Below are 21,605 nucleotides of genomic sequence, written 5' to 3' on the forward strand. Positions count from 1 at the left end.
CCAACCAACTGAAGTGGGCGACCCGGTCAATTGAATCACCGGACTATCCTGGGCCGCATCAACATCCCTCTCGCATCCCCGCAATCGGATGGCAGTTCAAGAGCTCAATCCCTGGAAGGTGCGTTCAGCGCGAACATGGCGGTGTTGCAGGCCGCTTCAAGCTGATGGCGGTCGCGCGGTTCGGTCAAGGTCTGTGTGAGGCGCCTGATCATCTCGGCCTGGTCGAGCAGCGCCTGGCGTTGTTCCTGCCCCTGTGCCAGCTGGGCCAGATCGGCAATCGCGCTGGCCATCTTCAAGCACGCCTGCAGGCTGCCACCGCTGTAATTGCGAATCGGATCGAATGCAGCGTCCAGCAGCGACTTGAAAGTGTCTGGACGCGAGACAATCAACCGCGTTCGGCCCAAAGCGTCGTCCAGGTGCCCCAATGGCAGCTGCCGGCCGGCCACGTTACCCAGCGCTGAGGCCAGGCGGTCGATGCAAGCTTCGGCGGTACTTGGGTCGTTGATGCCGGGTGACAGCGCGCGCTGGGCAATCTCGACGAGTTGGTTGATGAGGTTCTGCATGTCCTGCACTGGTGTTCGTACCCGGCCAAAGCTGAATGCCTCGCAAACGCGCCTGCCCTTCTCGGCGTCAAGCTTCGTCTGCGACCAGATCGTGGCAATGACCGTACCGCTGATGACATAGTCGCCGGGACGGCGCGCAAGAACCACAACCGAGTCGGCCTCGGTGGCGAATTCGACCAGAGCGTCCAAGTCGATGTGCTGCACATAGCCCGACTCTGGCGAACGCACGATCGAGCAAGCCTCGCCACCCATCTGCGGAGAAACGCTCAGGTTGGGGGCTTTGCCAGACGAAGAATGCGGCAGCGGATAGAGCTCCTCGACGGCGCTATCAAGATCGGCACCGACCACGGCGATCACCTCGGGAGCCTGGATCGACTTGGCCACGTGGTGAATGAAATAGATCAGTACCGCCAGACTGCCCAGTGCCAGGACGAGCGCGGCTGTCACCGAGGCACTAGGAACGAAGGGCTTTGCGTCGCCGCTGTGCACCACCCCCAACACGACGATGCAAAACGCAAACGTCGCGATGAACATGCCGAGTGACAGCTGGGTGCCGCGGTCGCGCATGAACGTGCGCAACAGACGCGGCCCCAGCTGGCCGGCGGCCAATGACAGCGCAACAATAGTGATGGAGAACACGGTGGCAGCGATGGAGATCATCGAGCCAGCGATGGTGGTCAGCAGAGACCGGGCACCTTCGGCGCCCAGGCCGAAGAGCCACTTCACCCCCAGGGCGTCCGATGCCGTTGACAGCAGCTGCTGGCGCTGGATCCACGCCGACTGATCCAGCAGGATCAAGGCCTGAGCCAGGAAAATGCCAAGTGTCGTCATCAGGATCGGCCAGAACCAGAGGCTGGAGCGGGTCGAGTCGGCGAAGGCGCGAAGTCGATTGAGCATGAGGAAGTGTCCGTCCTTTTGGCCCCTCTGCCTAGGCTGGCGACGACCCGGCGCCTGAGTGGCAAATGACCGACACGCGAAGCGGGCCAGCGTTGATACTTGTCCATGCTCGATGTCGCTGCCTTCTGCTTGGTCATCACGGCCATGCTGGCCTATCTGAACCAACGATTTGTTGGTCTTCCCACCGCCATCGGCGTCTTGGCCACTGCGCTCGCCTGCTCGCTGGGCATCGTCGCACTGAGCAAACTGTGCATCACGAGCATGCCGCTGCGCCTGGAAGAGGAGCTGCTTCTTCGATCAACTTCAGCGAAGTGCTCATGCAGGGCATGCTGTCGCTCCTGCTCTTTGCAGGCGCGCTGCATGTCGACCTCAGCGAACTCAAGACGTACCGGCTACAGATCGGCGCGCTCGCCCTGCTGGGTACCGTGCTGTCCACACTGGCCGTGGGCTATGGTGTGTGGCTCACGCTGCCCCTGGTCGGACTGCAACTGCCGCTGCTGTATTGCCTGCTGTTTGGCGCGTTGATCTCGCCAACCGATCCCATCGCGGTGATGGGCATCCTCAAGTCTGCAGGCGCACCCAAGGACCTGGAGCTGGTCATCGCTGGCGAATCGCTCTTCAACGATGGCGTCGGAGTCGTCGTGTTCTCGCTGCTGCTGGGCATGTTGGTGAGCGGGGCGACCCCCTCGCTGGCGCATACCGCCGAGCTTTTGATACTCGAAGCCGGTGGTGGCATCGTCTTCGGCCTGGTCCTGGGCCATGTCACTTTCCTTTTGCTGCGCAGCATCGACAACTACCAGGTCGAGGTGTTGCTGACGCTGGCTGCCGTGACCGGCGGGTACGCGCTGGCGCGGCGCTTGCACCTGTCAGGACCCCTGGCCATGGTGGTGGTGGGCCTGGTGGTCGGAAATCACGGTCGCGCCAAAGCCATGTCAGACACCACGCGGCGCTATGTGGACATGTTCTGGGAATTGCTCGACGAGATCCTGAACGCGGTGCTGTTCGTGCTCATCGGCATGGAGGTGTTGCTGGTCAGTTTCTCGGCTGGCATCTTCGTGGGTGCTGCCGTGGCCATGCTGGTCACGCTGCTGGCGCGCACCCTCACCGTTGGGCTGCCGGTGCGTGCGTTGCACCGATTCTTCAAACTGCCAACCAGCTCCTGGAAGCTGATCACCTGGGGCGGTCTGCGCGGAGGGATTTCGGTGGCGCTTGCGCTGTCGATTCCCGCTGGCCCGGAGCGCAGCGTGGTGCTGTCCCTGACGTATTGCGTTGTGGTGTTCTCGATCCTGGTGCAAGGCTTGACGGTGGGGCGCGTGGCCCGCTCCATCGTGACTGAGACCCGCAGCTCTGGCGATTCGAAAGACTAGCTCAAGTCAGTAGCTCTCCGAGCTCGATCGACGACTGGCTGGACTGCAATCCGGATGCAAAGTGCGGGGAAAACTCCTGCGCCAGCGTCAAGGATAGGCCCTGGCGAAGCCCCCCACCAGTCGGCATGCAGAGGCCACTTGCCGATTCCTACGGCAGGGCTGCGGAGTCAGTTTGCCCGAATTTCTTGGTTGCGCAGTCGCAGCGCGTTGGTGATCACCGATACCGAGCTCAGGCTCATGGCCAGCGCGGCAAACATTGGAGAGAGCAGCCAGCCGGTGAAGGCGTAAAGCACCCCGGCCGCCAGCGGCACACCAAAAGCGTTGTAGACGAAGGCGAAGGTCAGGTTCTGCTTCATATTGGCCACCGTCGCCACGGACAACGCGCGCGCGACAGCGATGCCGCGCAAATCGCCCTTGATCAGCGTGAGCTGGGCGCTGTTCATCGCCACGTCCGTGCCAGTTCCCATGGCGATGCCAACGTCGGCCCTGGCCAAAGCCGGCGCGTCGTTGATGCCATCGCCGGCCATCGCAACCACACGGCCTTCCGCCTGCAGCCTCTCGACCAACTTCAGCTTATCAGCCGGCTTGACTTCGCCGTGCACTTCCTCAATGCCCAGCCGTTTGCCAACAGCTCTGGCTGTCGTCAGGCCATCCCCGGTTGCCATCACCACGCTCAAGCCGGCGTCGTGCAAAGTCTTTAGCGCATCGGCTGTCGTGGCCTTGATCGGGTCGGACACCGCCAGCAGCCCCGCCAGCTGAGCATCAACCGCGAGGTACATCACGCTCGCACCCTCACTGCGCATTTCTTCGGCCCGGGTCTTCAGATCGTCAGCCGATACGCCAAGCTGATCCATCAGTGCGGTGTTGCCCAGCGCCAGCGACTTGCCATCGACCTGTCCTTGCACGCCAATGCCCGATTTGGAGTCGAATGCCTCTGGCTTGGACAGTGTCAGGTCTTGCTCCCTGGCTGCCGCGACGATGGCAGCGGCCAGCGGGTGCTCGCTGCCCTGATCCAGGCTGGCCGCCAGGCGCAGCACCTCCTGATCGTCAAACCCCTGGGTCGACACGGCGCGCTCGAAGGTGGGTCGTCCTTCTGTCAGCGTGCCGGTCTTGTCGACGATCAGGGTGTCGACCTTGCGTAGGTTTTCAATGGCAGCGGCGTCACGGAACAGCACGCCGTTCTTCGCCCCCCTGCCGGTGGCTACCATGATGGACATGGGCGTGGCCAGCCCCAGTGCACAGGGGCAGGCGATGATCAGCACGGAGACCGCATTGATCAGGCCGAACACCCAGCTCGGTTCTGGTCCGAAGAAGCCCCAGGCGAAGAAGGTCAGGAGAGAAACGGACACCACCGTGACGACGAAGTAGCCTGCCACCGCGTCAGCCATGCGCTGCATGGGCGCGCGCGAGCGCTGAGCCTGAGCCACCATCTGAACGATCTGCGACAGCACCGTGGCCGAGCCCACGTGTTCAGATCGCATCACCAGCGCGCCGCTGGTGTTCATCGTGGCGCCGATGATCTTGTCGCCTTCGCGCCTGGTGACTGGCAGCGGCTCCCCCGTCAGCATGGACTCGTCGAGCGCGCTGCTGCCCTCCTCCACTACACCGTCCACCGGCACCTTCTCGCCGGGTCGCACACGAAGCCGGTCACCCTCGTGAACATGCGACAGCGGTACATCCTCTTCGGTGCCGTCGGCGTTGATGCGACGAGCTGTCTTGGGCGCCAGGCCAAGCAGCGACTTGATCGCAGCCGAGGTCTTCGAGCGCGCCTTCAGTTCCAGTATCTGGCCGAACAGCGTCAGCGAAATGATCGCTGCAGCGGCCTCAAAGTACACCGCCACACGCCCCTGGACGACGAACGCCGCTGGAAACAACTGAGGCGCCACGGTGGCCACCACGCTGTAGACGAAAGCCACGCCGGTGCCCAGACCGATCAGTGTCCACATGTTGGGGCTGCGGTTGACTACCGACTTCGCGCCACGTTTGTAAAAGGGCCACCCAGCCCACAGCGCGACCGGCAACGTCAGACCAAACTCGATCCAGTTCTGGTCGACGCTGCCGAACAGGCCCTGGAAGGCCGAAAAGCCGTGGCCTGCCATGGCCAGGACCACGACCGAGATGGTGAAGGGCAATGTCCACCAGAAGCGCCGCTTGAAGTCGGCGAGTTCGGGGTACTCGTCGTCTGCCAGCACGGGCATCTCCGGCTCCAGCGCCATGCCGCACTTCGGGCAGCTGCCCGGGTGATCCTGACGGATCTCTGGGTGCATCGGGCAGGTGAAGGTGGCGCCCGCCTGGCCGACCTCGGGGGGCGCCGGTGCCCCCTCCTCTTTCGTGTCCGCGTGCAGGTTGGCGTAGGTCTCGGGCGACGCTTCGAACGTCGACTGGCACTTGCCGCTGCAGAAATAGAAGGATCGGCCCTCGTAGGTCAAGTGATGCTGCGATGCCGTTGTCACGGTCATGCCACAGACGGAGTCTTTTAATGGACTTTCAGATGTCAGCTCGACTCCTCCCTCTGGCTGAGGGAGATCTGCTTGATGATCGTTGTCATTTTTTGAATCCGTGTCCATCGAGTCGCTCCTTTTCTGATTCAGCAGGCCGCCCTGTGCAGGATGGCGCCATCCTTGCCCTGCGGCCCTTCTTGGGGCCAATCCCCTGCTGACTCAAGATTGGCCTTCCCCTCATGTAAAGGTCAAGCCAGGCGACTGACAACATTGCTCGCGCCCGACCTCAGGGCACCGCATCGTCCCGATCAAGCAGCGACCTTCTCTTTTCGTACGCTTCGGTTGACAGTTCTCCAGCGGCCAGCCGCTGCTTCAGCACATCCAGCGGCTTGCGATGCGCGTTCTGCCGGCGAGAGCTCAGGCGAGTCAGGAGATAGAACACGAGGAAACCGATCAGCACTAGCCACAGGACCCACCAGAAGCCGTGCGCTCCTCCCATGTAATAGCCGCCGTGGTCAAACATGTGATCGCAGTCAACCTTGGGCTTGTGCCGTTGAAGCGACCAAAGAAGCCTTCACGCGTTGTAGGCGCTCATGCACCTCTTGTGCGACCTTGGCCACCTCGGCGTTGCCCGTCATTTGCATGATGACCATGGGGTCCATGAAGCTGACGATCTGCTGGCCGTCTGCGTCCTCGCGCACCACCACATTGCACGGCAGCAACAGACCGATGTCTGGCTCGGCTTGCAGTGCCTGGTGCGCCAGCGGTGGATTGCATGCGCCGAGAATGCGATAGGGAAGCCCGTCGATGCCGAGCTTGGTCTTCATCGTGGCCTGCACATCGATGTCGGACAGCACGCCGAATCCCTCTCCCTTCAGAGCCTCGGTAACACGTGTGATGGCGCTGTCGAAGTCTCGATCCTTCAGTTCGCAACTGAATCCGTAAGCCGTGCCCTCAGCGGACATGCGTGAGGGGGGTTTTTCGTTCATGATTTGCCTTTCGTTTTCACCAGTTGGTCCAGGCGGTTCGCTCTGGTCCATTTGCCTTTCGCGCGCTCAGAACCCTTTGGCCAGCGCACGAACCAGCTTGAGCAGGGCGCTGTGCATCGCCTGATGCGCCGTCTTCGCGCGGTCTTTGACGACCACGGAACCGCGCCCGACCGGACGTGCTTCGAGGGTGCAGTTCACTTCGTCCCGCCCTATTCCGGCGGCGCCACAGGAGTCGGTCAAGCGGGCCTCGACCTGGGCAATACGAGCGCCGTAGTGACCCAGCACTTCCGCCACGATCGACTCCAGGTGGTCGGACATGGCCTGACTCCCATCGATGCGGGTCTCGCTGTTCAGAAGAACTTGCATGGTGTCGCTGAGATAGGGTCGTTGGTCACGGTGATCCAGTTGATGGGTGGCTTCGAATATCTACAAAGTCAAGGTACCTGATATGGGGTCATGGTTCCGTTCGATAACGCACACAGCAGCGCTCAAGCACGGATGGCGCCGCTGCTCCGCTCTGCGTTGGGCTGATGGCCCTGGATGCCAGATCGCTTGCTCACCCGGAGCGAAAGCGCTTGGCGACAGACGCACTCAGCACGCGTCCACCTGGTACGGACAGGCTCGCTTGCTCAGGGCTCGGCTGCGCTCAGTTCAGCGTACAGCTGGCGGTCGGCTGCGTAGCAGCTGCAAGCCTCTGCCTCCAGTCCCGACCGATCCAGCACCGTGATTTCGCCTCGGTGGTAGACGATCAAACCACCCGTCTGAAACTTGCTGGCGGCTTCTGTCACGCCCACACGCCGCACACCGAGCAGGAGCGCCATGAACTCCTGGGTCACGTGAAAACTGTCGGCCTCGGCGCGGTCCAGGCTCATCAGCAGCCAACGGGCCAGGCGCGGACCGAGCATGTGAAAGCGCTCGCACGCCGCGGCCAGCGTCTGCTGGTGCAGCCGCACCAGCAGGCTGGTCTGCATTACCTGCTGCAGCGGCGGGTTCGCGGTGCATTCTTTGCGCAAGGCCTTGGCTGGGATGCGCCAGCTGTGGCCTGGCCCCTGCACCAGGGCGCGCCAGGGTGTCTTCGACAGTCCCAGCACCAGCTCGGCGCCCAACATGGTTTCACGCCCCGCCATGCCCACCTCCAGCGCCGGGTGGGTGTCCACATCGACCACCAGCGAGATGAAGCCCGTCCTGGGAAAGTAGGCGTGGCTCAGCGGTTGCCCGCGCACGCTCAGTTCCGTCGAGAGCACCAGTTCAAACGGTTCGCATTGGTCCAGCAGTCGCTTGCGGGCGACCTTGGGCAGTTGCTGAATCAGCAGGTTTTCGGCTTGGGCCATCGGCACGTTTTCCTTGGACATTCAGCAACACCCAAACGGGTGGCATCTGAAAGACGGCTTTCACACTCGCGCATGGACCGCATATTTGCCAGTGTGGTACGCACCTCGGGTGCTGACTGTCTGCTAGCGCACACAGGGGGCTCAGCCTGCCCAGAACCGTGGTGGGTGGGCATGTGCGTCAGCGAACAGACAGGCTTCCTTCATTCGCGCATCATGCAGGTTCCTGTTTTTTGCCTGCTGGTACCTGGGCCGTTTGTTTGCCGCGCGTTCACTGGCCTTGCCCCTGACGCATACGCTGCGATCGAAATTCATGAAGAAGCCGACCAACATGCTTTGCATCACCCAAGACCTGCTGAGCCTCGCCATCGTGGCGACTGACAGCACCAGCGGCGGCCCCATCGGTGAGGTGAAAGACCTCTGCTTCGACGACGCGGCCTGGGCGATTCGCCACCTCGTCGTCAAGACGGGATCGTGGCTGTCTGGCCACCAGGTGCTGATCTCCCCGATGGCCGCCGGCAAGCCCGATTGGACCGACAAGTGGCTGCCGACCCCGCTGGGGCGGGCTCAGTTCGAAAAGCGCCCCGACATCGACCCAGCCATGACCCTCACTCAGCCGCAAGAAACCGGGCGAATCGGCGTCGACAGCCGCCCCCATGGCTGGAAGGGCCTGGGCGGCTGGAATGGCGAGGAGCATCGAGCGACCGGCTTGCCCGGTGAGGTTGGCGGTGGCCCGGCGACAGCCACGCGGGAGGCCCCAGACACCGCACCGTTCAGAACGGTACCTGGCGAGCACCACACCGTCCCGCAACTTCGCAGCGGCAAGGCCATGGTGGGCTACCACATCCAGGCCACGGATGGCGAGGTTGGCCAGGTACGGGACATGCTCGTCGATGATGCCAACTGGAGCATCCGCTACCTATTGGTGAGCAACAACAGCTGGTGGCTCGGCCACGACGTGCTGCTGGCACCGGCGTGGGTACAGCACGTGGACTGTGTGGAGCGATGCATCACGGTCAAGATGTCGCGTGACGCGCTGAAGCAGGCGCTTTGGTACGACGCCAAGATGCCACTTACCCGCGAAATGGAAATCGCCGTGTACCAGAACCACGGGCGATCCGGGTACTGGACAGACGAGGCCCAACCGCCCACCTGCGATGCTCTGAACCGGAACGATGCCTGAACTGACACCCCCTGCCGCATCAGCGGGCAACCCGTCCCTGATGGCCATCGCCGACCTGGCTTCGGCGGTTGGGACCGACCTGGACCGCGGCCTCAGCGCCGAAGAGGCCGCCACGCGGCTGCGTGCGGACGGTCCCAACGAACTTCGCTCGACGCCACCGGAGCCCGCCTGGCGCCGGGCGCTGGCGCAGTTGCAGGACCCGCTGGTCTACTTGTTGGGCGGCGCGGCAGCGGTGGCACTGGCGGCCTGGTGGTTTGAAGGTCGCGGCCGTGAGGGCGCCGCCGGCTGGCCGCTGGATGCCATCGTCATCGCCTGCGTGGTGCTGCTCAACGCCGTGCTGGGTTGGCTGCAGGAATCCAAGGCGGCACAGGCGGTGGCGGCGCTGGCCAAGATGACCACCGCCACGGCAGCCGTGCTGCGCGATGGCGTCGTGGCCCGTGTGCCCAGCGCTGAACTCGTCAAGGGTGATGTGCTCGTGCTGGCCGAGGGCGACGCTGTGGGCGCGGATGCGCGTCTGGCGCAAGCGGCCGCGCTGAAGCTGCTGGAGGCGCCGCTGACCGGCGAGAGCGAGGCGGTGCTGAAGGATGCGGCGCGGCTGTCCGAGCCTGCAGCACTGGGCGACCGACTGAACATGGTGTTCAAGGGCACGGCCGTCGCGCAGGGTACCGGGCGCGCTGTCGTCACCGCCACGGGCATGCAGACCGAGATGGGCGGCATCGCCACCCTGCTGGATACCACGCCCGATGCGCCGACGCCGCTGCAAACTGAGATCGCCCATCTGGGCAAGACGCTGGGCATCGCTGCCTTGATCATTGCCTCCTTGGTGGTGACCACCATCCTGCTGATGTCGGACCTTCATGGCGCATCTGATGTCATCACGGTGCTGTTGCTGGGCGTTTCCCTGGCCGTGGCTGCCATTCCCGAGGGTCTGCCGGCCATCTTGTCGGTGGTGCTGGCCATGGGTGTGCGTCGCATGGCGCGCCACCACGCCATTGTGAAGAAGCTGGCCTCGGTGGAGACACTGGGATCGGCTTCAGTCATTGCCTCGGACAAAACCGGCACGCTCACCCGAGGCGAAATGACGGTGCAGCGTGTCATGACAGCCTCGGGCCGCACCGACATCACCGGCGTGGGCTACGCCCCCGATGGCCGCGCCGAGCAGGCTGGTGCCGAGTTGCCCGATGGCCCCTTGCGCGATGAACTGCGGGCGGTGCTGAGCGGAGGCAGCCTCGCCAGCAATGCGCAACTGCGGCAAGACGACAGTGGCACCTGGGTGATCCAGGGCGACCCGACCGAGGCCGCATTCCTGGTGGCCGAACACAAGCTGGTTGCGCTGGAGAACGGCGAAGCCGCGCCTGAGACGAAGGAAAGCTTCGAGCGCATCGGTGAGATTCCTTTCACCTCGCAACGCAAGATGATGTCGGTGCTGGTGGTGGACCATGCCGAAGGCGACGCGCACGTACTCTTCACCAAGGGCGCGCCGGATGTTCTGCTGGCGCACTGCACCCAGGCTCGCAGCAGCGAAGACACGGTCGCTCTTGATGAGAAACTGCGTGCGCAGGTGCTGAAAGACATCGGCGCGATGACCGATGACGCGCTGCGCACGCTGGCAGTGGCGCGCCGCACGCTGGCCCCCGACGCGCAGATCCCGACCGATGCGAAAGAGGCCGCCGCGCTGGAGCAGGATCTGGAATACCTGGGCACCGTTGGCATCATCGACCCGCCCCGCAAGGAAGCGGCCGTGGCCATCGAGGAGGCGCGCCAGGCCGGTATCCGAGTGATCATGATCACCGGCGACCACCCGCGCACGGCGGTGCGCATTGCGGCTGACCTGGGCATCGTCGACAGCGGTGCGCCGGTGCTCACGGGCATCGAGCTCGACAAGCTGGACGAAGCTGCCTTTGCCGCGGCGGTGCCAAAGACCTCGGTGTTTGCACGCGTCGCGCCCAAACACAAGCTGCGCATCGTGCAAGCGCTGCAGGCCAGCGGCAAGGTGGTGGCCATGACAGGCGACGGCGTCAACGACGCCCCGGCGCTCAAGGCTGCCGACATCGGCGTGGCCATGGGTGTGGCGGGCACCGAGGTGACCAAGGAAGCGGCGCGCATGATCCTGGCCGACGATCACTTTGCCACCATCGTGCTGGCGGTGCGCGAAGGGCGAGGCGTGCTCGACAACATCCGCAAGTTCCTGCGCTACCTGCTGTCATCGAACCTGGCTGAGGTGCTGACCGTGTTCGTCGGCGTCCTGGGGGCGGGTGTCATCGGCCTGGAGGCCACCGCCACCGGCTCGGGAGGCGCGGTCGTGCTGCCGCTGCTGGCCACGCAGATCCTGTGGATCAACCTGATCACCGATACCGGGCCCGCGCTGGCCATGGGCGTGGACCCGATCGCCGACGACGTCATGGCACGCAAGCCGCGCCCGCGCAGCCAGCGCATTATCGATGCCCGCATGGGGCTGGGCGTGCTGGAGGCTGGCGTCGTGATGGCGGTGCTGACCTTGCTGACGCTGGATCTGTTTCTGCCTGGCGGCCTGATCGAACCAGTAGATGCCTGGCTGGGTGCTGGTCCGCACAACCTGGAAGGTGCGCGCACCGCCGCTTTCACGGTGCTGGTGCTCACGCAGCTGTTCAATTGCTTCAACGCGCGCTCGGAATCCGCCTCCGCGTTCCGGGCAGCGTTCTCAAACCGCTGGCTGTGGGCGGCGGTGGCGTTGTCGACCGCGCTGCAGGCTGCCGTCGTGCACCTGCCTTTCCTCAACCTGGCTTTCGGTACCGTGCCGCTCTCGGCGGGCCAGTGGGCCGTGTGTGTGGCGATGGCCAGCGGGGTGCTGTGGTTCAGCGAAGGACGAAAATTGCTAAGGGGGCTCTGGGCCCGGCGCTCGCTTTCACCGCTTGGTCAGTGAGCATACGAAGGTCATGCATCCGATGCGCCAGCCACACTTGCCCAACAAGCGTGAGCGTATTCCAAGGCTCGCCTGAAGGAGCGATGGCCCGGAATTGCCCACTCGTTGCTTCTCACAGGTATTTCGATGGCATCAATTCAGCTGTGGCTTGGGGCTTCCCGGCGCGGTAGAGACGCTGAACCGCCCCAGCCCCATTTCCACTAGCCCCTGTGGGCGGCGTAGCAGGAACAGCACATCCAAGCCCATGCGCTGTGCCATGGCCAGACCTTCGTCAGGGCCTGCCACCAGCAAGGCCGTGGCCCAGGCGTCCGCCTGCATGCAGGTACGCGCCAACACAGTGACAGATGCCACGGCGTTGTTGACAGGCGCACCCCGGCGCGCGTCCATGGTGTGAGCCAGGCGCGCTTCACCTACCTCGAGATAGCGTCGGTAGTCGCCCGAGGTGGCCACCGCCAGACTCTCCAGTTCGATGACCCCTTGTACCGCGCGGCGAGCGGACTCGGGGCGTTCGAGGGCCACAGCCCAGGGAACGCCGCTGGCCTGAGAGCCCACGGCGCGCAACTCTCCATCGAGCGCTGCCAGCGCATGCTGCACGCCGTGGCGCTGCAGAACGGTGGCCATACGGTCAACCGCATAGCCCTTGGCAATGCCGCACAGATCAAGTTGCAGGGGAACAGACTTGCGGGCCCGACCTGCTTGCCTGTCCAGCTCAAGGCAGCCGTGCGCTGGACGCAACGCTGTCTGGCGTGCGATGCAGATCGCGTCGGCGTCGGGTGCATCGCGCACCGCGCCAAACCCCCAGGCATCGACCAGCGCCCCAACACACGGATCGAATGCCCCCGCGCTCAGGCGGTGTACATCAAGCGCACAGGCCAGTACCTCCAGCGTTTCAGCGGGCAGGTCAACCCAGTCGTCCACGGGCGCGCGGTTCAGGCGCATGAGGTCGCTCTCTGGTTTCCAGGGTGACATCTGCGCGTCCACCAGCTCCACCGCAGAGGCGAGGTCCTGGCGCAAGGCCGTCAGATTTATGGTGTGGTCAGCGTCCACACTGGCCGACCAGCGTGTCCCCATGGTCGGACCGTGCAGGGTGGTTCGCTTGCAGGGCGCAGCGAGCTCAGAAGACATCTTCGGCATAACGTTCCTTTGCTTTGAGCAGTGACACGCTCAATTGCAGTGGCGCCAGCACCATGTCCAGCGCCTCGGCCACGCCCTGCGCCATGGCACGGCTTCCACAGACACGCACGATGGCGCCCTGCGTCACCCACTCACGCAATTGCTCTGCGTCGCGGCGCAGGGCGTCCTGCACATAGCCACCGCCGTCCGGCACGCGGGAGAAAACCGTCTGCAAGGTCGCCAAGCGCCCCTCGCTGAGCCAGCGCTGAATCTCGGAGCCGAAGTAAAAATCCCGCGCCGGGTCGCGCCCGCCAAAGTACAAATGCATGGGGCTCCGTCTGTCGTTGCGCCGAATGAAGCCGGCCAGGGGAGCAACGCCCGTGCCCGCCCCTATCAGCAGCACGGGCCGCCGCGTTCGCGGCAGGGCGAAACCGGGGTTGGGCCGGATGAAGGCGGCAGCAAAGTCACCAAGCTGCAGGCCCAGCAAGTTCGTCGAACACAGGCCGTCGGGCATCTGACGCACGCAGATTTCCAAAAACCCATCTTCCCAGCCTGACGCCAGCGAGTAGTAACGCGGCACGGCCGAACCCGGTGGCACGATACCGGCGAGATCGCCAGCCACAAAGCGCGCCAGACCGAGCCCACGAAGGCGCGCGCCCAGGCCCTGCGCCGGCCACGAAAAGCGCAGGATCGCCGCGGCCTGCAATGCCGATCCGGGCAAGGCAGGAAAGTCCTGGCGTGACACGAGGGTGAGCGCGGTAGCGGGTGGCATGAGCGGTACGTGCTCCAGCACCAGGGGTTCGCTCAACGCCTGTGCCAGTGCCACGCCCCAGCGCGCAAACTGCTGGCCCGATTGCTGGTGGATGCACTCAAGCGGCAGCAGCTCAGGCCAGCCCTTTGCGCGCAGCGTTTGATTCAGCGCCTCGGCAAAGGCGCAGAAGGCCGGAAACTGCCGGTCGCCAAAGCCCAGCACGGTCACCGGCACGGCGCTCGCTTTGAGTTTGGCGATCTGCTCCAGGGCATGGCTGGCATGAGCCGGGGCCTGGCCTTCGCCATAGGTGGCGGCCAGCACAAACACCTGCCGCGTGGCGGCCGTGGTTTGGAAACGCTCCAGCGGGCAGGTGTGAACGCGGTGGCCGCATTGGCTCAGCGCGTCTTGCAGCGTTTGGGCAAAACCCCAGGTGCTGCCGCCTTCGCTGGCCACGAAGATGAGCACATCAGCCTGGGCCAGCGGACGGTTGCCTGTGATGTGTGGCGCCTGCCGGCTCGCTTGCCACCAGATGACCAGGCCCGACAGCCAGAACAGCAACACGCTGGTGCCCACGAGTCCGAGCACCACGGCCCAGGGCCAGGCCCCTTCGCCCGTGTGCAGCACCACTGCCCAGTCGTTCACGCGCTGCGCAAAAGTCGCATCCTGCCAGGCCAGCATCTGGCCCGAGTACCGGTCGATCCAACCTTGACCCTGGGCAGTGGCGACCTTCCAGGTGTCTTCCGGATCGGTGGCACCGGGAAAATTCAGCTTGTGCAAATTTTGTACAGCAAGGCCCTGCACCGCGGCCAGCCGCGCGCCAGGCAAGTCGGGCTGGCCAGTCACCACCGAAAGCACGTCGGGTTCGGCCCGGCTGTCCAGCGCCACCAGGCCCAGGGTTGAGGCGCTCATGGTCAGCGCCGTGAGCGATGTCAGGAACAGCACGGCGAGCACCACACGGCCCGCCACCACGTGGATGCGTTGCGCCAGCGAGCCACGCACCCGCGCCGCCAGCCGCCGCCAGCCACCCATGCGCCGCAGCAACAGCACCATGGCGGAGGCGCACAACAAACCCATGGCCAGCGCAATGCCCGCTGCACCCCAGCGCCCAACGTCGCCCAACAGCAGCGAGCGGTGCAAGTTCTTCACCCAGCGCGGCAGCGCCGAGGGTTGCCACGCACCCAGCACTTGGCCATTGGCCGGGTCCACGTAGGACGCCTGCGGCTGATCGCCGGCAAAGCTGAAGACCACGATGGCACCCGAAGGCAGATGGCGAATTTCCTGTATTCCAGGCACTGTGCGCGTCACGCGCTCCACCAGCGTGGCCAAGGGCAAATCGCCCGGTGCGGCGGGTGCCTGCCAGACCTGCTGCACCGGGTCGATCGCCAGGATGGCGCCGGTGACGCCCAGCACCACGGCCAGGGTGCCAACGGTCAGGCCCACCCAGCGATGGATCGCTTTCCAGCTCATGCAAGTCTCTTCACTGGAGCTGGAAGGTCACGGACTGGATGTATTGCTTACCGGCCTGCGGCTTGCCGACATTCGCTTTGGACAGCGGCACGCGGACTTCCGAGGGGCTGTCGCGCATGTCTTCTGCTGCGGCGTCGATGCGGATTTCATAGCCTGCGTCAATGAGTGCATCCGCCAGATCGGCTGTGACCTTGAGCGTGCGCCCGGCGCCGACGCTGGCGCCGGTGACACCGTCCAGGCGCTTGGCGTCACCGGCCGAAAGGCGGCTCCAGTCAGACAAGTGCTTGTGGTACTTCGCCTTACCGCCGGCCACCCACAGCGTGCGCACATAGGCGCCTTTGGCATCGGTCAGGTAGGCCGCAAGATAGGCGCCGTCGCCGCCGTAGCTCTTGAGCTGGGCGGTCAGCGTGATCGGGCGGCTGTGCGCCAGGGCGGGAAGAGCCAGCGCGCAAGCGGTGGCCAATAGGGTCAAAAGTGGTTTGGACATGGTGATGCTCCTGTGGAAAGGGTGTTTATTCGGTCTGGCCGCGCGGCGCGGTACCTGGGGTCAACAAAGGCGATGGCGCGTCGGCGCCGTCCGGTTGTGTTGGTTGGGCCTGCTGCGCGGCACCGTTGTCATTGCGATCGCGCTCCCGCGCTCGCTGGCGGTCGTCTTGCTTGATCTTCAAGACCGTCAGGGTTTCCGGGTCGATCTTGGCTTTGAAGGCGCGGCCTTGGGCATCCGTGCCGCGAATTTCGTAGCAGCCATCGTCGATCTTCAGGCGCTGGATCTGCCAGCCCTGTGCGGCTGCCATCTGCCGCACGGCATCGCGCGACTGCCAGCGATTCAGCGGCGCATCGCAATCGTCATCGGCCCACACAGGCAGTGTGGCCAGGCTCAGTGACAGAACCAGCAGGCCGCGGCGCAGAAAAGTGGGGTGTTTCATAGGGGATCCCTTGAATCGGGTGAATGCATGAAAAGCGGTTCTCGATGCAGGCTCCAGAGGGCCGCACGGGCATCTGACCCATGCCGCCAGGGATCACAGCGTGTGGACAAGCCTCCTCTGACCGGGCGGCGAGAGGACGGGCCCTACCCGGGGTGCTGCCCAGCAGCCCGATTCCAGTTCCAGCTTTGATGCGCATGAGGTTTCTGCTTTCCTGTTGAATGGCATTGTGGAAAAAGCGCCCTGCATGCAAGCTGAATGGCGCGTTCATCCTCTGTTCATCGCCCAGGAGGTAACACCCAGACCTGTGCCATCGTGCAGCTCCTGTGCCCGACCGCTCCAGTTGGGGCAGTTCGGCTGATGAAATCGTCTGACCGCCGACTCGGTGGCTCCCTTGCTGGGAGCTGGCCTGAAGCCATGCATCATCCCCCTCTGTGTTGCATCCAGACCCACCGAGACTGCGTCACCACCAATGGAATCGAATCTTGGGTCAGCACAGGGGCCAGCGGCAACAGGGACATGAGCCGTTTTCTCTGCCGCGCAACTCGGTGCGACAAAGGCAGGATGCTCCAGTGAGGTCGCGGGCTGGGCCGATGTCAATGCAGCAACAGCCCCTCATGCTATGAGGCTGGGGAAAGCTTCTGAGGAGCCTGGTCTTGCGATTTGGGCAATACCTGCACAGAACTCGGGGTACCGACCAAATTCGACGCACAGCAGGCAGTGGCCGCAAGACAGCGGATCGATTGCTTGCACATGCAAACCCTCACTTCTTGATGGTGAATTCGTCGTGAATGGTGTGGGCACCGTCCGAGGCGCGCGCAAGCTTGATCGCCTCATCGATCTGCGCCTGGTTGTCGAGCACGCCGCTCAAGCGCACATCGCCCTTGAGCGTCACAACGGTGATATCAAAACCCTTGAGCAACTCACTCTGCAGAAAGGCCGTATGGACATGATGGGTCACGTCGGTGTCCGAAACCTGGCCAATGTCCGCCGCGGCAACGGGCGCCACCGCCGCTGTCTCGGGCCCCTTGCCACAGCCCATCACCGACAACGTGAGGATAATCCCGGCGGCAAGGAAAGGAAGTCTGGTTCGCTGATGCATGTGAGGATCCTTTGATGGATGAGTCATTGACAGATGAACCCAAGCGCATGTTCGTGTGCTTCAGGAAGCCTGTCTGTGCGTTGGCGAACATCGGCATGGCTGGCTGATCGCGTCGTCCTGGTCAAGCCATGCCCTGCGCCTGCCGACCAGGTGAGGTGCTGCTTCCCCAACCTCGCCGAATGAACCCTCTCGGGGCTCCGTAAACCGGTGGTCCGATTTCGCGCACCGACATCCTCTTCAGGACCAATCGCTCAGTTCGCCCGAAGACCCTGGATTCGCAGGCGCAGCGCACTCGTGATCACCGGTGCCGAACTGAGGCTCTTGGCCGGCGAGGCGAACGCCTGCAGCTACTCGCCGCCCTGCTCACGCCGCCCGATACGTGATGGGATGCGCAGGCCCTTCACCGACAGCAGTACATGGATTCGGCACCAGGGACGCACGCCGCATGTCTTGGGTTCGGTCACAGTGCGGATGATCAAGCTCTCTCCGTGCGACCACGGCCATCACTTCTCCTGGCCCAGCGCCACCCGAAACGCCTCCAGCTTCGCCTCGTAGGCATCAGCTTCGCCGTAGTCGAGAAAACGGTTGTAGCGCGAATGCGTGCCGAGAATCTTGTGGGCATGCTTGATGGGGCAAAAGTACTGTTCGGTGCGGGCCAGGATCTCGGCCATGTAGCCCATCAGTCCGTTGCCGTATTCGCAGTAGGTGCAGTGGAACTTCTCGATGAAGTTGAGGTAGCCGAGGTGGCGCCGGTCAAACACCAGGTAGTCGCCGCGCCGGACCTTTTTGATGCCGTAGATCGGGAAGCAGGTCCACTGGTAGAAGCTCACGCAGGCATCGAGCATGAGCAGCGGGATCACCATGCCATAGATAAGCGGGCCGGTGATCAGATTCTGTGGCCGGTTGGTCACCAGCCAGCGAAAGAAGTTGGTCTTCAGCTTGCGATGGGCTTGCCCGACCGAGCGCTCGAACTCGACGCGTTTGCCCTTGATCTGGAAGAACATCCGGCTCTCCTGATCGTGAACTGCGGTGCGCAGGTCCGCTTCGAGTGCGGCCATTTGCTGCAGGATGTGGTTGATTCGATCGTTCATTGTTGCGAGCATAGACCCAGGTGCCCCATCTGGTGTCGTCTTGCGCGGCCGAGGGGGCCAGCCGTTGCGTGCGCTGGCGAACAGACCGACGGACTCACCTTCTCGACAATCTGTCCGATCCGACGCCCGCGGTCCATGACTGCGTGGCACCACCCAATGAGAAGCGCTGTATGGACAAGATCGAACAGCTGGCGAGGGGCCAACTCTCTTCAGACCCAAAGGACCTGGTCAAGAACGACCGCTGGATCTTTGGCTGGGATGTGCCCGAAGTTGAAGAAGCCTCGTCAGACCGGATGATTCTCAACGCGCAGCGGCAGGCGCTCGATGATGTTGAATCGGAGTGCTCTGCGGGCATCCCTGGATGCATCAGCGCAAGTCGACGCGGACAGCGGCAAGTCGATCGTGGCGCATGGATCCGAGTGCTCAAAGGAATGTGCGCCAGTCGGTGCAGTGCGCCTGGATCCGATCACGGTGCAGCGATAGTCACCGCCCATGCACGCGGCAAGCCGCCGTGAACCGCTGAGCCCCACCATGCGCCGCCACACCGAACACCACCGCAGCGACCGCATCGGCTGGCTGCGCGCCGCTGTTCTCGGTGCGAACGACGGCATCGTGTCAACCGCAAGCCTGGTGCTTGGCGTGGCTGCAGCGGGCGCCGACCACCGGACCATCCTGCTGACCAGCGTCTCGGGACTGATCGCGGGCGCCATGTCGATGGCGGCGGGGGAATTCGTCTCGGTCCATTCCCAGGCGGACACCGAAAAAGCCGACCTGGCGCGCGAGCGCGCCGAGCTGAAACAGGACCCGGCGGGTGAACAGCGCGAGCTTTCTGGCATCTACGTCGGTCGGGGGCTGGACCCAGCGTTGGCCGATCAGGTAGCCGGCAAGTTGATGGCCCATGACGCGCTCGGTGCGCACGCCCGTGACGAACTTGGACTCTCCGAAACAACCGCAGCGCGTCCGATCCAGGCGGCCTGGGCTTCTGCCGGCAGCTTCGCGGTCGGCGCGGTGCTGCCGATTGCCGTCGTCGCCCTGGCTCCGTCCGCGCATCTGATCCTCGGCGTGTCGCTGTCGTCCTTGGCCTTTCTCGCTGGTCTGGGTGCCATTTCGGCCAAAGCGGGTGGAGCCCGGGTGTGCACCGGCACGTGGCGTGTCGCAGTCTGGGGTGCTGTGGCGATGGCAGTCACCGCAGGTGCTGGTGCCCTGTTTGGTGTGGTTGCCTGAACTCCCGGGACTCTAGCCAACGCAGCCACCCAGCAGGATGCCGTGCGCTGGGAGGTACCGGATCACCGGGTGCGCGTATCGAGCTGGAACTGACTGCGGTCGGTCGCAGCGGCGTTCATTCGCGCTCAGGAAATGCCGAATGCTTTCACCAGCGGATGCGTGCAGGTCAATAGAAGTTGGGGTGGGGGTTCAGCGCGGATGGTACACAGCGACCGGGAAGACCGGTGGTCATGGACAAAGGCGTTGAATCCCACGGCCACAGCATGCAGGCATTGGGCGGTGGCGTCGGTGCGCTGCAGCACATAGGCCACGCGACAGAAAGATGGCGCTCCAATGCCGCCCGGCAGCAGCAGCTTACGTTCGACAGCGAACAGACGCAGACTCCTGGCGGGTCTAAAAAGGGCGGCAAGGTGAACGCTGTTGTTCACCCCAACCAAAGGACTCACATGAACTGGGAAACGATTCAAGGCAACTGGAAACAGCTCACCGGACAGCTCAGGTCCCAATGGGGCAAGTTGACCGACGATGACCTGCAGGTGGTGGCGGGCCATCGCGACAAGCTTGCCGGCAAGATCCAGGAGCGCTACGGCATCGCCAAGGATGCGGCCGAGAAGCAGCTCAAGGAATGGGAAGCCAAGGCCGACGAAGCCTGGCTGAAGTGAGCCACGGCTTGGCTCACCCGAGGCTGACCACCAGCGAGTGAAACCCGTCCTGGGAAAGTAGGCGTGGCTCAGCGAATGAGCGCGCGCTCAGTTCCGTCGAGAGCATCAGTAAAAAAGGTTCGCACTGCTCCAGCAGTCGCTTGCGGGTGACCTTGGGCAGTTGCTGGATCAGCAGGTTTTCGGCCGGGGCGATCGAGGCACTTTCTTGAATCGTTCAGTGGCACCCCAAGGGGTCGCCTCTGAAACGAAACCTGCACCTTCAAGCGTGAACCGCTCTCTCACCGGTCTGGAGCGCTCTGCGCTGTCTGACTGTGTGCGAGCGCACAAGGCGAACGCCCCACCTGTGGTGAATTTGCACATGTGCGGCAGCGTACGGACGACCGTCCGCGACACTTTTACAAACGGGCAGTGCATTTCGCGCAATGCGTCGATGACGCAAGAAAGACCTCATGAAAAAATACCACGCTCTTCACATGTTGGGACTCGCCAGTCTCGGCGCAGTCATGGCTGTTCCTGCCCTCGCGCAAGACAGCAGCTTTTACTACTACGGCATCACCGCCGGCCAGTCGAACACCGACACAGATGCGGCCGGCATCACCGCGGGCCTGCTGCCCGGCGTGAGCGCTGCCAGCACCAGCACCGACCAGAAAGACACGGCATACAAGCTGTTTGGTGGCTACCAGTTCAACCGCAACATCGCGGTGGAAGGTGGGTATTTCAATCTGGGCCACAACAGCTTCAACGCGGTGACCTCCCCTGCGGGAACCCTGGCCGGAGAGAGCAAGGTGCAGGGCCTGAACCTGGATCTGGTGGGCACCCTGCCCCTGACCGAACGCTTCTCTGCGCTGGCACGCATCGGTATCCAGCAAGGTTGGTCCAAGAGCAGCTTCAGTGGTTCCGGCGCCGGCGCGGGCGTGGTGGGTAGCAGCAAAAGCAACAGCACCAACGTGAAATACGGTTTGGGCGTGCAGTACGAGATCAGCCCATCGGTCTGGGTGCGTGGTGAGGTTGAGCGTTACCGTGTCGACAACGCCGTGGGGCATATCCAGAATGTGGACGTCACCAGCGTGAGCCTGGTGTTCCCGTTTGGTCGCAAGCCAGAGCGGCGCATGGCCGCCGCACCTGCCTATGTGGCGCCAGCCCCTGCGCCAGTCGCCATGGCCCCTGCGGTGGTCGCGGTGGCGCCGCCCCCTGCTCCGGTGGCTGTGGTACCTGCGGTTCAGCGCGTGAGCTTCTCAGCTGACACGCTGTTTGGCTTTGACAAGGCCACCGTTCGCCCCGAAGGCAAGGCCTCGCTGGACGATTTCACCAACAAGCTGAACGGCACCACCTACGAGTCGATCAAGGTCGAAGGCTACACCGACCGCAAAGGGTCTACCGACTACAACCAGACCTTGTCGGGCGAACGCGCCAATTCGGTGAAGGATTACCTGGTCGTCAGCGGCAAGCTGGACCCGACCAAGATCAGTGCCGTGGGCATGGGTGAGTCGGCGCCGGTGACCAAGCTCGAAGACTGTTCGGACAAACTGCCCCGCGCCCAGCTGATCACCTGCTTGCAGCCCGATCGACGCGTGGAAGTGGAAGTCACGGGCACCCGCTGAC

Annotated in this window: 19 protein-coding genes; 7 read left to right on the forward strand and 12 right to left on the reverse strand. The window is 63.9% G+C overall.

Annotated elements, in window-relative coordinates:
- Positions 1-104: 104 nt before the first annotated feature.
- Complete coding sequence (locus GPT34_RS07145; RefSeq protein WP_291010583.1) at positions 105-1,460, reverse strand: DUF2254 domain-containing protein; 1,356 nt, start codon at positions 1,458-1,460, stop codon at positions 105-107.
- Between the two features lie 326 nt (positions 1,461-1,786).
- Here GPT34_RS07145 and GPT34_RS07150 point away from each other — a divergent pair, with 326 nt between their 5' ends.
- A complete protein-coding gene (locus GPT34_RS07150; RefSeq protein WP_291010584.1) occupies positions 1,787-2,827 on the forward strand; it encodes a sodium:proton antiporter in 1,041 nt (346 codons plus the stop codon).
- Positions 2,828-2,994: 167 nt separating this feature from the next.
- Here GPT34_RS07150 and GPT34_RS07155 read toward each other — a convergent pair whose 3' ends face one another.
- From GPT34_RS07155 to GPT34_RS07175, 5 genes are all read right to left on the reverse strand, one after another.
- The gene (locus GPT34_RS07155; RefSeq protein WP_291010718.1) at positions 2,995-5,325 is read right to left on the reverse strand and encodes a heavy metal translocating P-type ATPase; all 2,331 of its coding nucleotides are present in this window, start codon (positions 5,323-5,325) and stop codon (positions 2,995-2,997) included.
- A gap of 229 nt (positions 5,326-5,554) precedes the next feature.
- Positions 5,555-5,791 carry a hypothetical protein gene (locus GPT34_RS07160; protein ID WP_291010585.1) on the reverse strand — a complete coding sequence of 79 codons (237 nt, stop codon included), beginning with the start codon at positions 5,789-5,791 and terminating at the stop codon, positions 5,555-5,557.
- Positions 5,792-5,801: 10 nt separating this feature from the next.
- A complete protein-coding gene (locus GPT34_RS07165; RefSeq protein ID WP_363356568.1) occupies positions 5,802-6,233 on the reverse strand; it encodes a DUF302 domain-containing protein in 432 nt (143 codons plus the stop codon).
- Positions 6,234-6,323: 90 nt separating this feature from the next.
- Entirely contained in the window at positions 6,324-6,623 is a 300-nt protein-coding gene (locus GPT34_RS07170) for a hypothetical protein (protein WP_291010589.1), read from the reverse strand.
- Positions 6,624-6,886: 263 nt separating this feature from the next.
- On the reverse strand, positions 6,887-7,588 hold the full coding sequence (locus GPT34_RS07175) for a Crp/Fnr family transcriptional regulator (protein ID WP_291010591.1): 702 nt from the start codon (positions 7,586-7,588) through the stop codon (positions 6,887-6,889).
- A gap of 310 nt (positions 7,589-7,898) precedes the next feature.
- On the opposite strand from GPT34_RS07175, the gene GPT34_RS07180 reads away from it, so the two are divergent.
- Both GPT34_RS07180 and GPT34_RS07185 read left to right on the forward strand, forming a co-directional pair.
- Complete coding sequence (locus GPT34_RS07180) at positions 7,899-8,768, forward strand: PRC-barrel domain-containing protein (RefSeq protein ID WP_291010593.1); 870 nt, start codon at positions 7,899-7,901, stop codon at positions 8,766-8,768.
- Positions 8,761-11,670: a cation-translocating P-type ATPase gene (locus GPT34_RS07185; protein WP_291010595.1), complete on the forward strand. Its 2,910-nt coding sequence runs from the start codon at positions 8,761-8,763 to the stop codon at positions 11,668-11,670. The genes GPT34_RS07180 and GPT34_RS07185 overlap by 8 nt, the downstream gene beginning before the upstream one ends.
- 132 nt (positions 11,671-11,802) lie before the next feature.
- Here GPT34_RS07185 and GPT34_RS07190 read toward each other — a convergent pair whose 3' ends face one another.
- From GPT34_RS07190 to GPT34_RS07215, 6 genes are all read right to left on the reverse strand, one after another.
- On the reverse strand, positions 11,803-12,804 hold the full coding sequence (locus tag GPT34_RS07190; protein ID WP_291010597.1) for an FAD:protein FMN transferase: 1,002 nt from the start codon (positions 12,802-12,804) through the stop codon (positions 11,803-11,805).
- Positions 12,785-15,001, reverse strand: coding sequence for a PepSY domain-containing protein (locus GPT34_RS07195; RefSeq protein WP_291010598.1), 2,217 nt, complete (start codon positions 14,999-15,001; stop codon positions 12,785-12,787). Before GPT34_RS07195 ends, GPT34_RS07190 begins: the two co-directional genes overlap by 20 nt.
- A gap of 10 nt (positions 15,002-15,011) precedes the next feature.
- Positions 15,012-15,488 (reverse strand): DUF2271 domain-containing protein, encoded by a 477-nt coding sequence (locus GPT34_RS07200; protein ID WP_291010599.1) that lies wholly within the window; start codon positions 15,486-15,488, stop codon positions 15,012-15,014.
- A gap of 25 nt (positions 15,489-15,513) precedes the next feature.
- Positions 15,514-15,927, reverse strand: coding sequence for a PepSY domain-containing protein (locus GPT34_RS07205; protein WP_291010601.1), 414 nt, complete (start codon positions 15,925-15,927; stop codon positions 15,514-15,516).
- Between the two features lie 760 nt (positions 15,928-16,687).
- Complete coding sequence (locus GPT34_RS07210; RefSeq protein ID WP_291010603.1) at positions 16,688-17,026, reverse strand: BON domain-containing protein; 339 nt, start codon at positions 17,024-17,026, stop codon at positions 16,688-16,690.
- 503 nt (positions 17,027-17,529) lie between these two features.
- Positions 17,530-18,117, reverse strand: coding sequence for a hypothetical protein (locus GPT34_RS07215; RefSeq protein ID WP_291010605.1), 588 nt, complete (start codon positions 18,115-18,117; stop codon positions 17,530-17,532).
- A gap of 170 nt (positions 18,118-18,287) precedes the next feature.
- Between GPT34_RS07215 and GPT34_RS07220 the strand changes: the two genes are divergently transcribed.
- From GPT34_RS07220 to GPT34_RS07235, 4 genes are all read left to right on the forward strand, one after another.
- A complete protein-coding gene (locus GPT34_RS07220) occupies positions 18,288-18,632 on the forward strand; it encodes a hypothetical protein (RefSeq protein WP_291010607.1) in 345 nt (114 codons plus the stop codon).
- Positions 18,633-18,648: 16 nt separating this feature from the next.
- Positions 18,649-19,341 (forward strand): VIT family protein, encoded by a 693-nt coding sequence (locus GPT34_RS07225; RefSeq protein ID WP_291010608.1) that lies wholly within the window; start codon positions 18,649-18,651, stop codon positions 19,339-19,341.
- A gap of 446 nt (positions 19,342-19,787) precedes the next feature.
- Positions 19,788-20,003, forward strand: a complete 216-nt coding sequence (locus tag GPT34_RS07230; RefSeq protein WP_291010719.1) for a CsbD family protein — start codon at positions 19,788-19,790, stop codon at positions 20,001-20,003.
- A gap of 473 nt (positions 20,004-20,476) precedes the next feature.
- Positions 20,477-21,604, forward strand: a complete 1,128-nt coding sequence (locus GPT34_RS07235; RefSeq protein ID WP_291010720.1) for an OmpA family protein — start codon at positions 20,477-20,479, stop codon at positions 21,602-21,604.
- The last annotated feature ends 1 nt before the right edge of the window (position 21,605 follow it).

The organism is Hydrogenophaga sp., from assembly GCF_011390835.1.
Taxonomy (GTDB): domain Bacteria; phylum Pseudomonadota; class Gammaproteobacteria; order Burkholderiales; family Burkholderiaceae_C; genus Hydrogenophaga.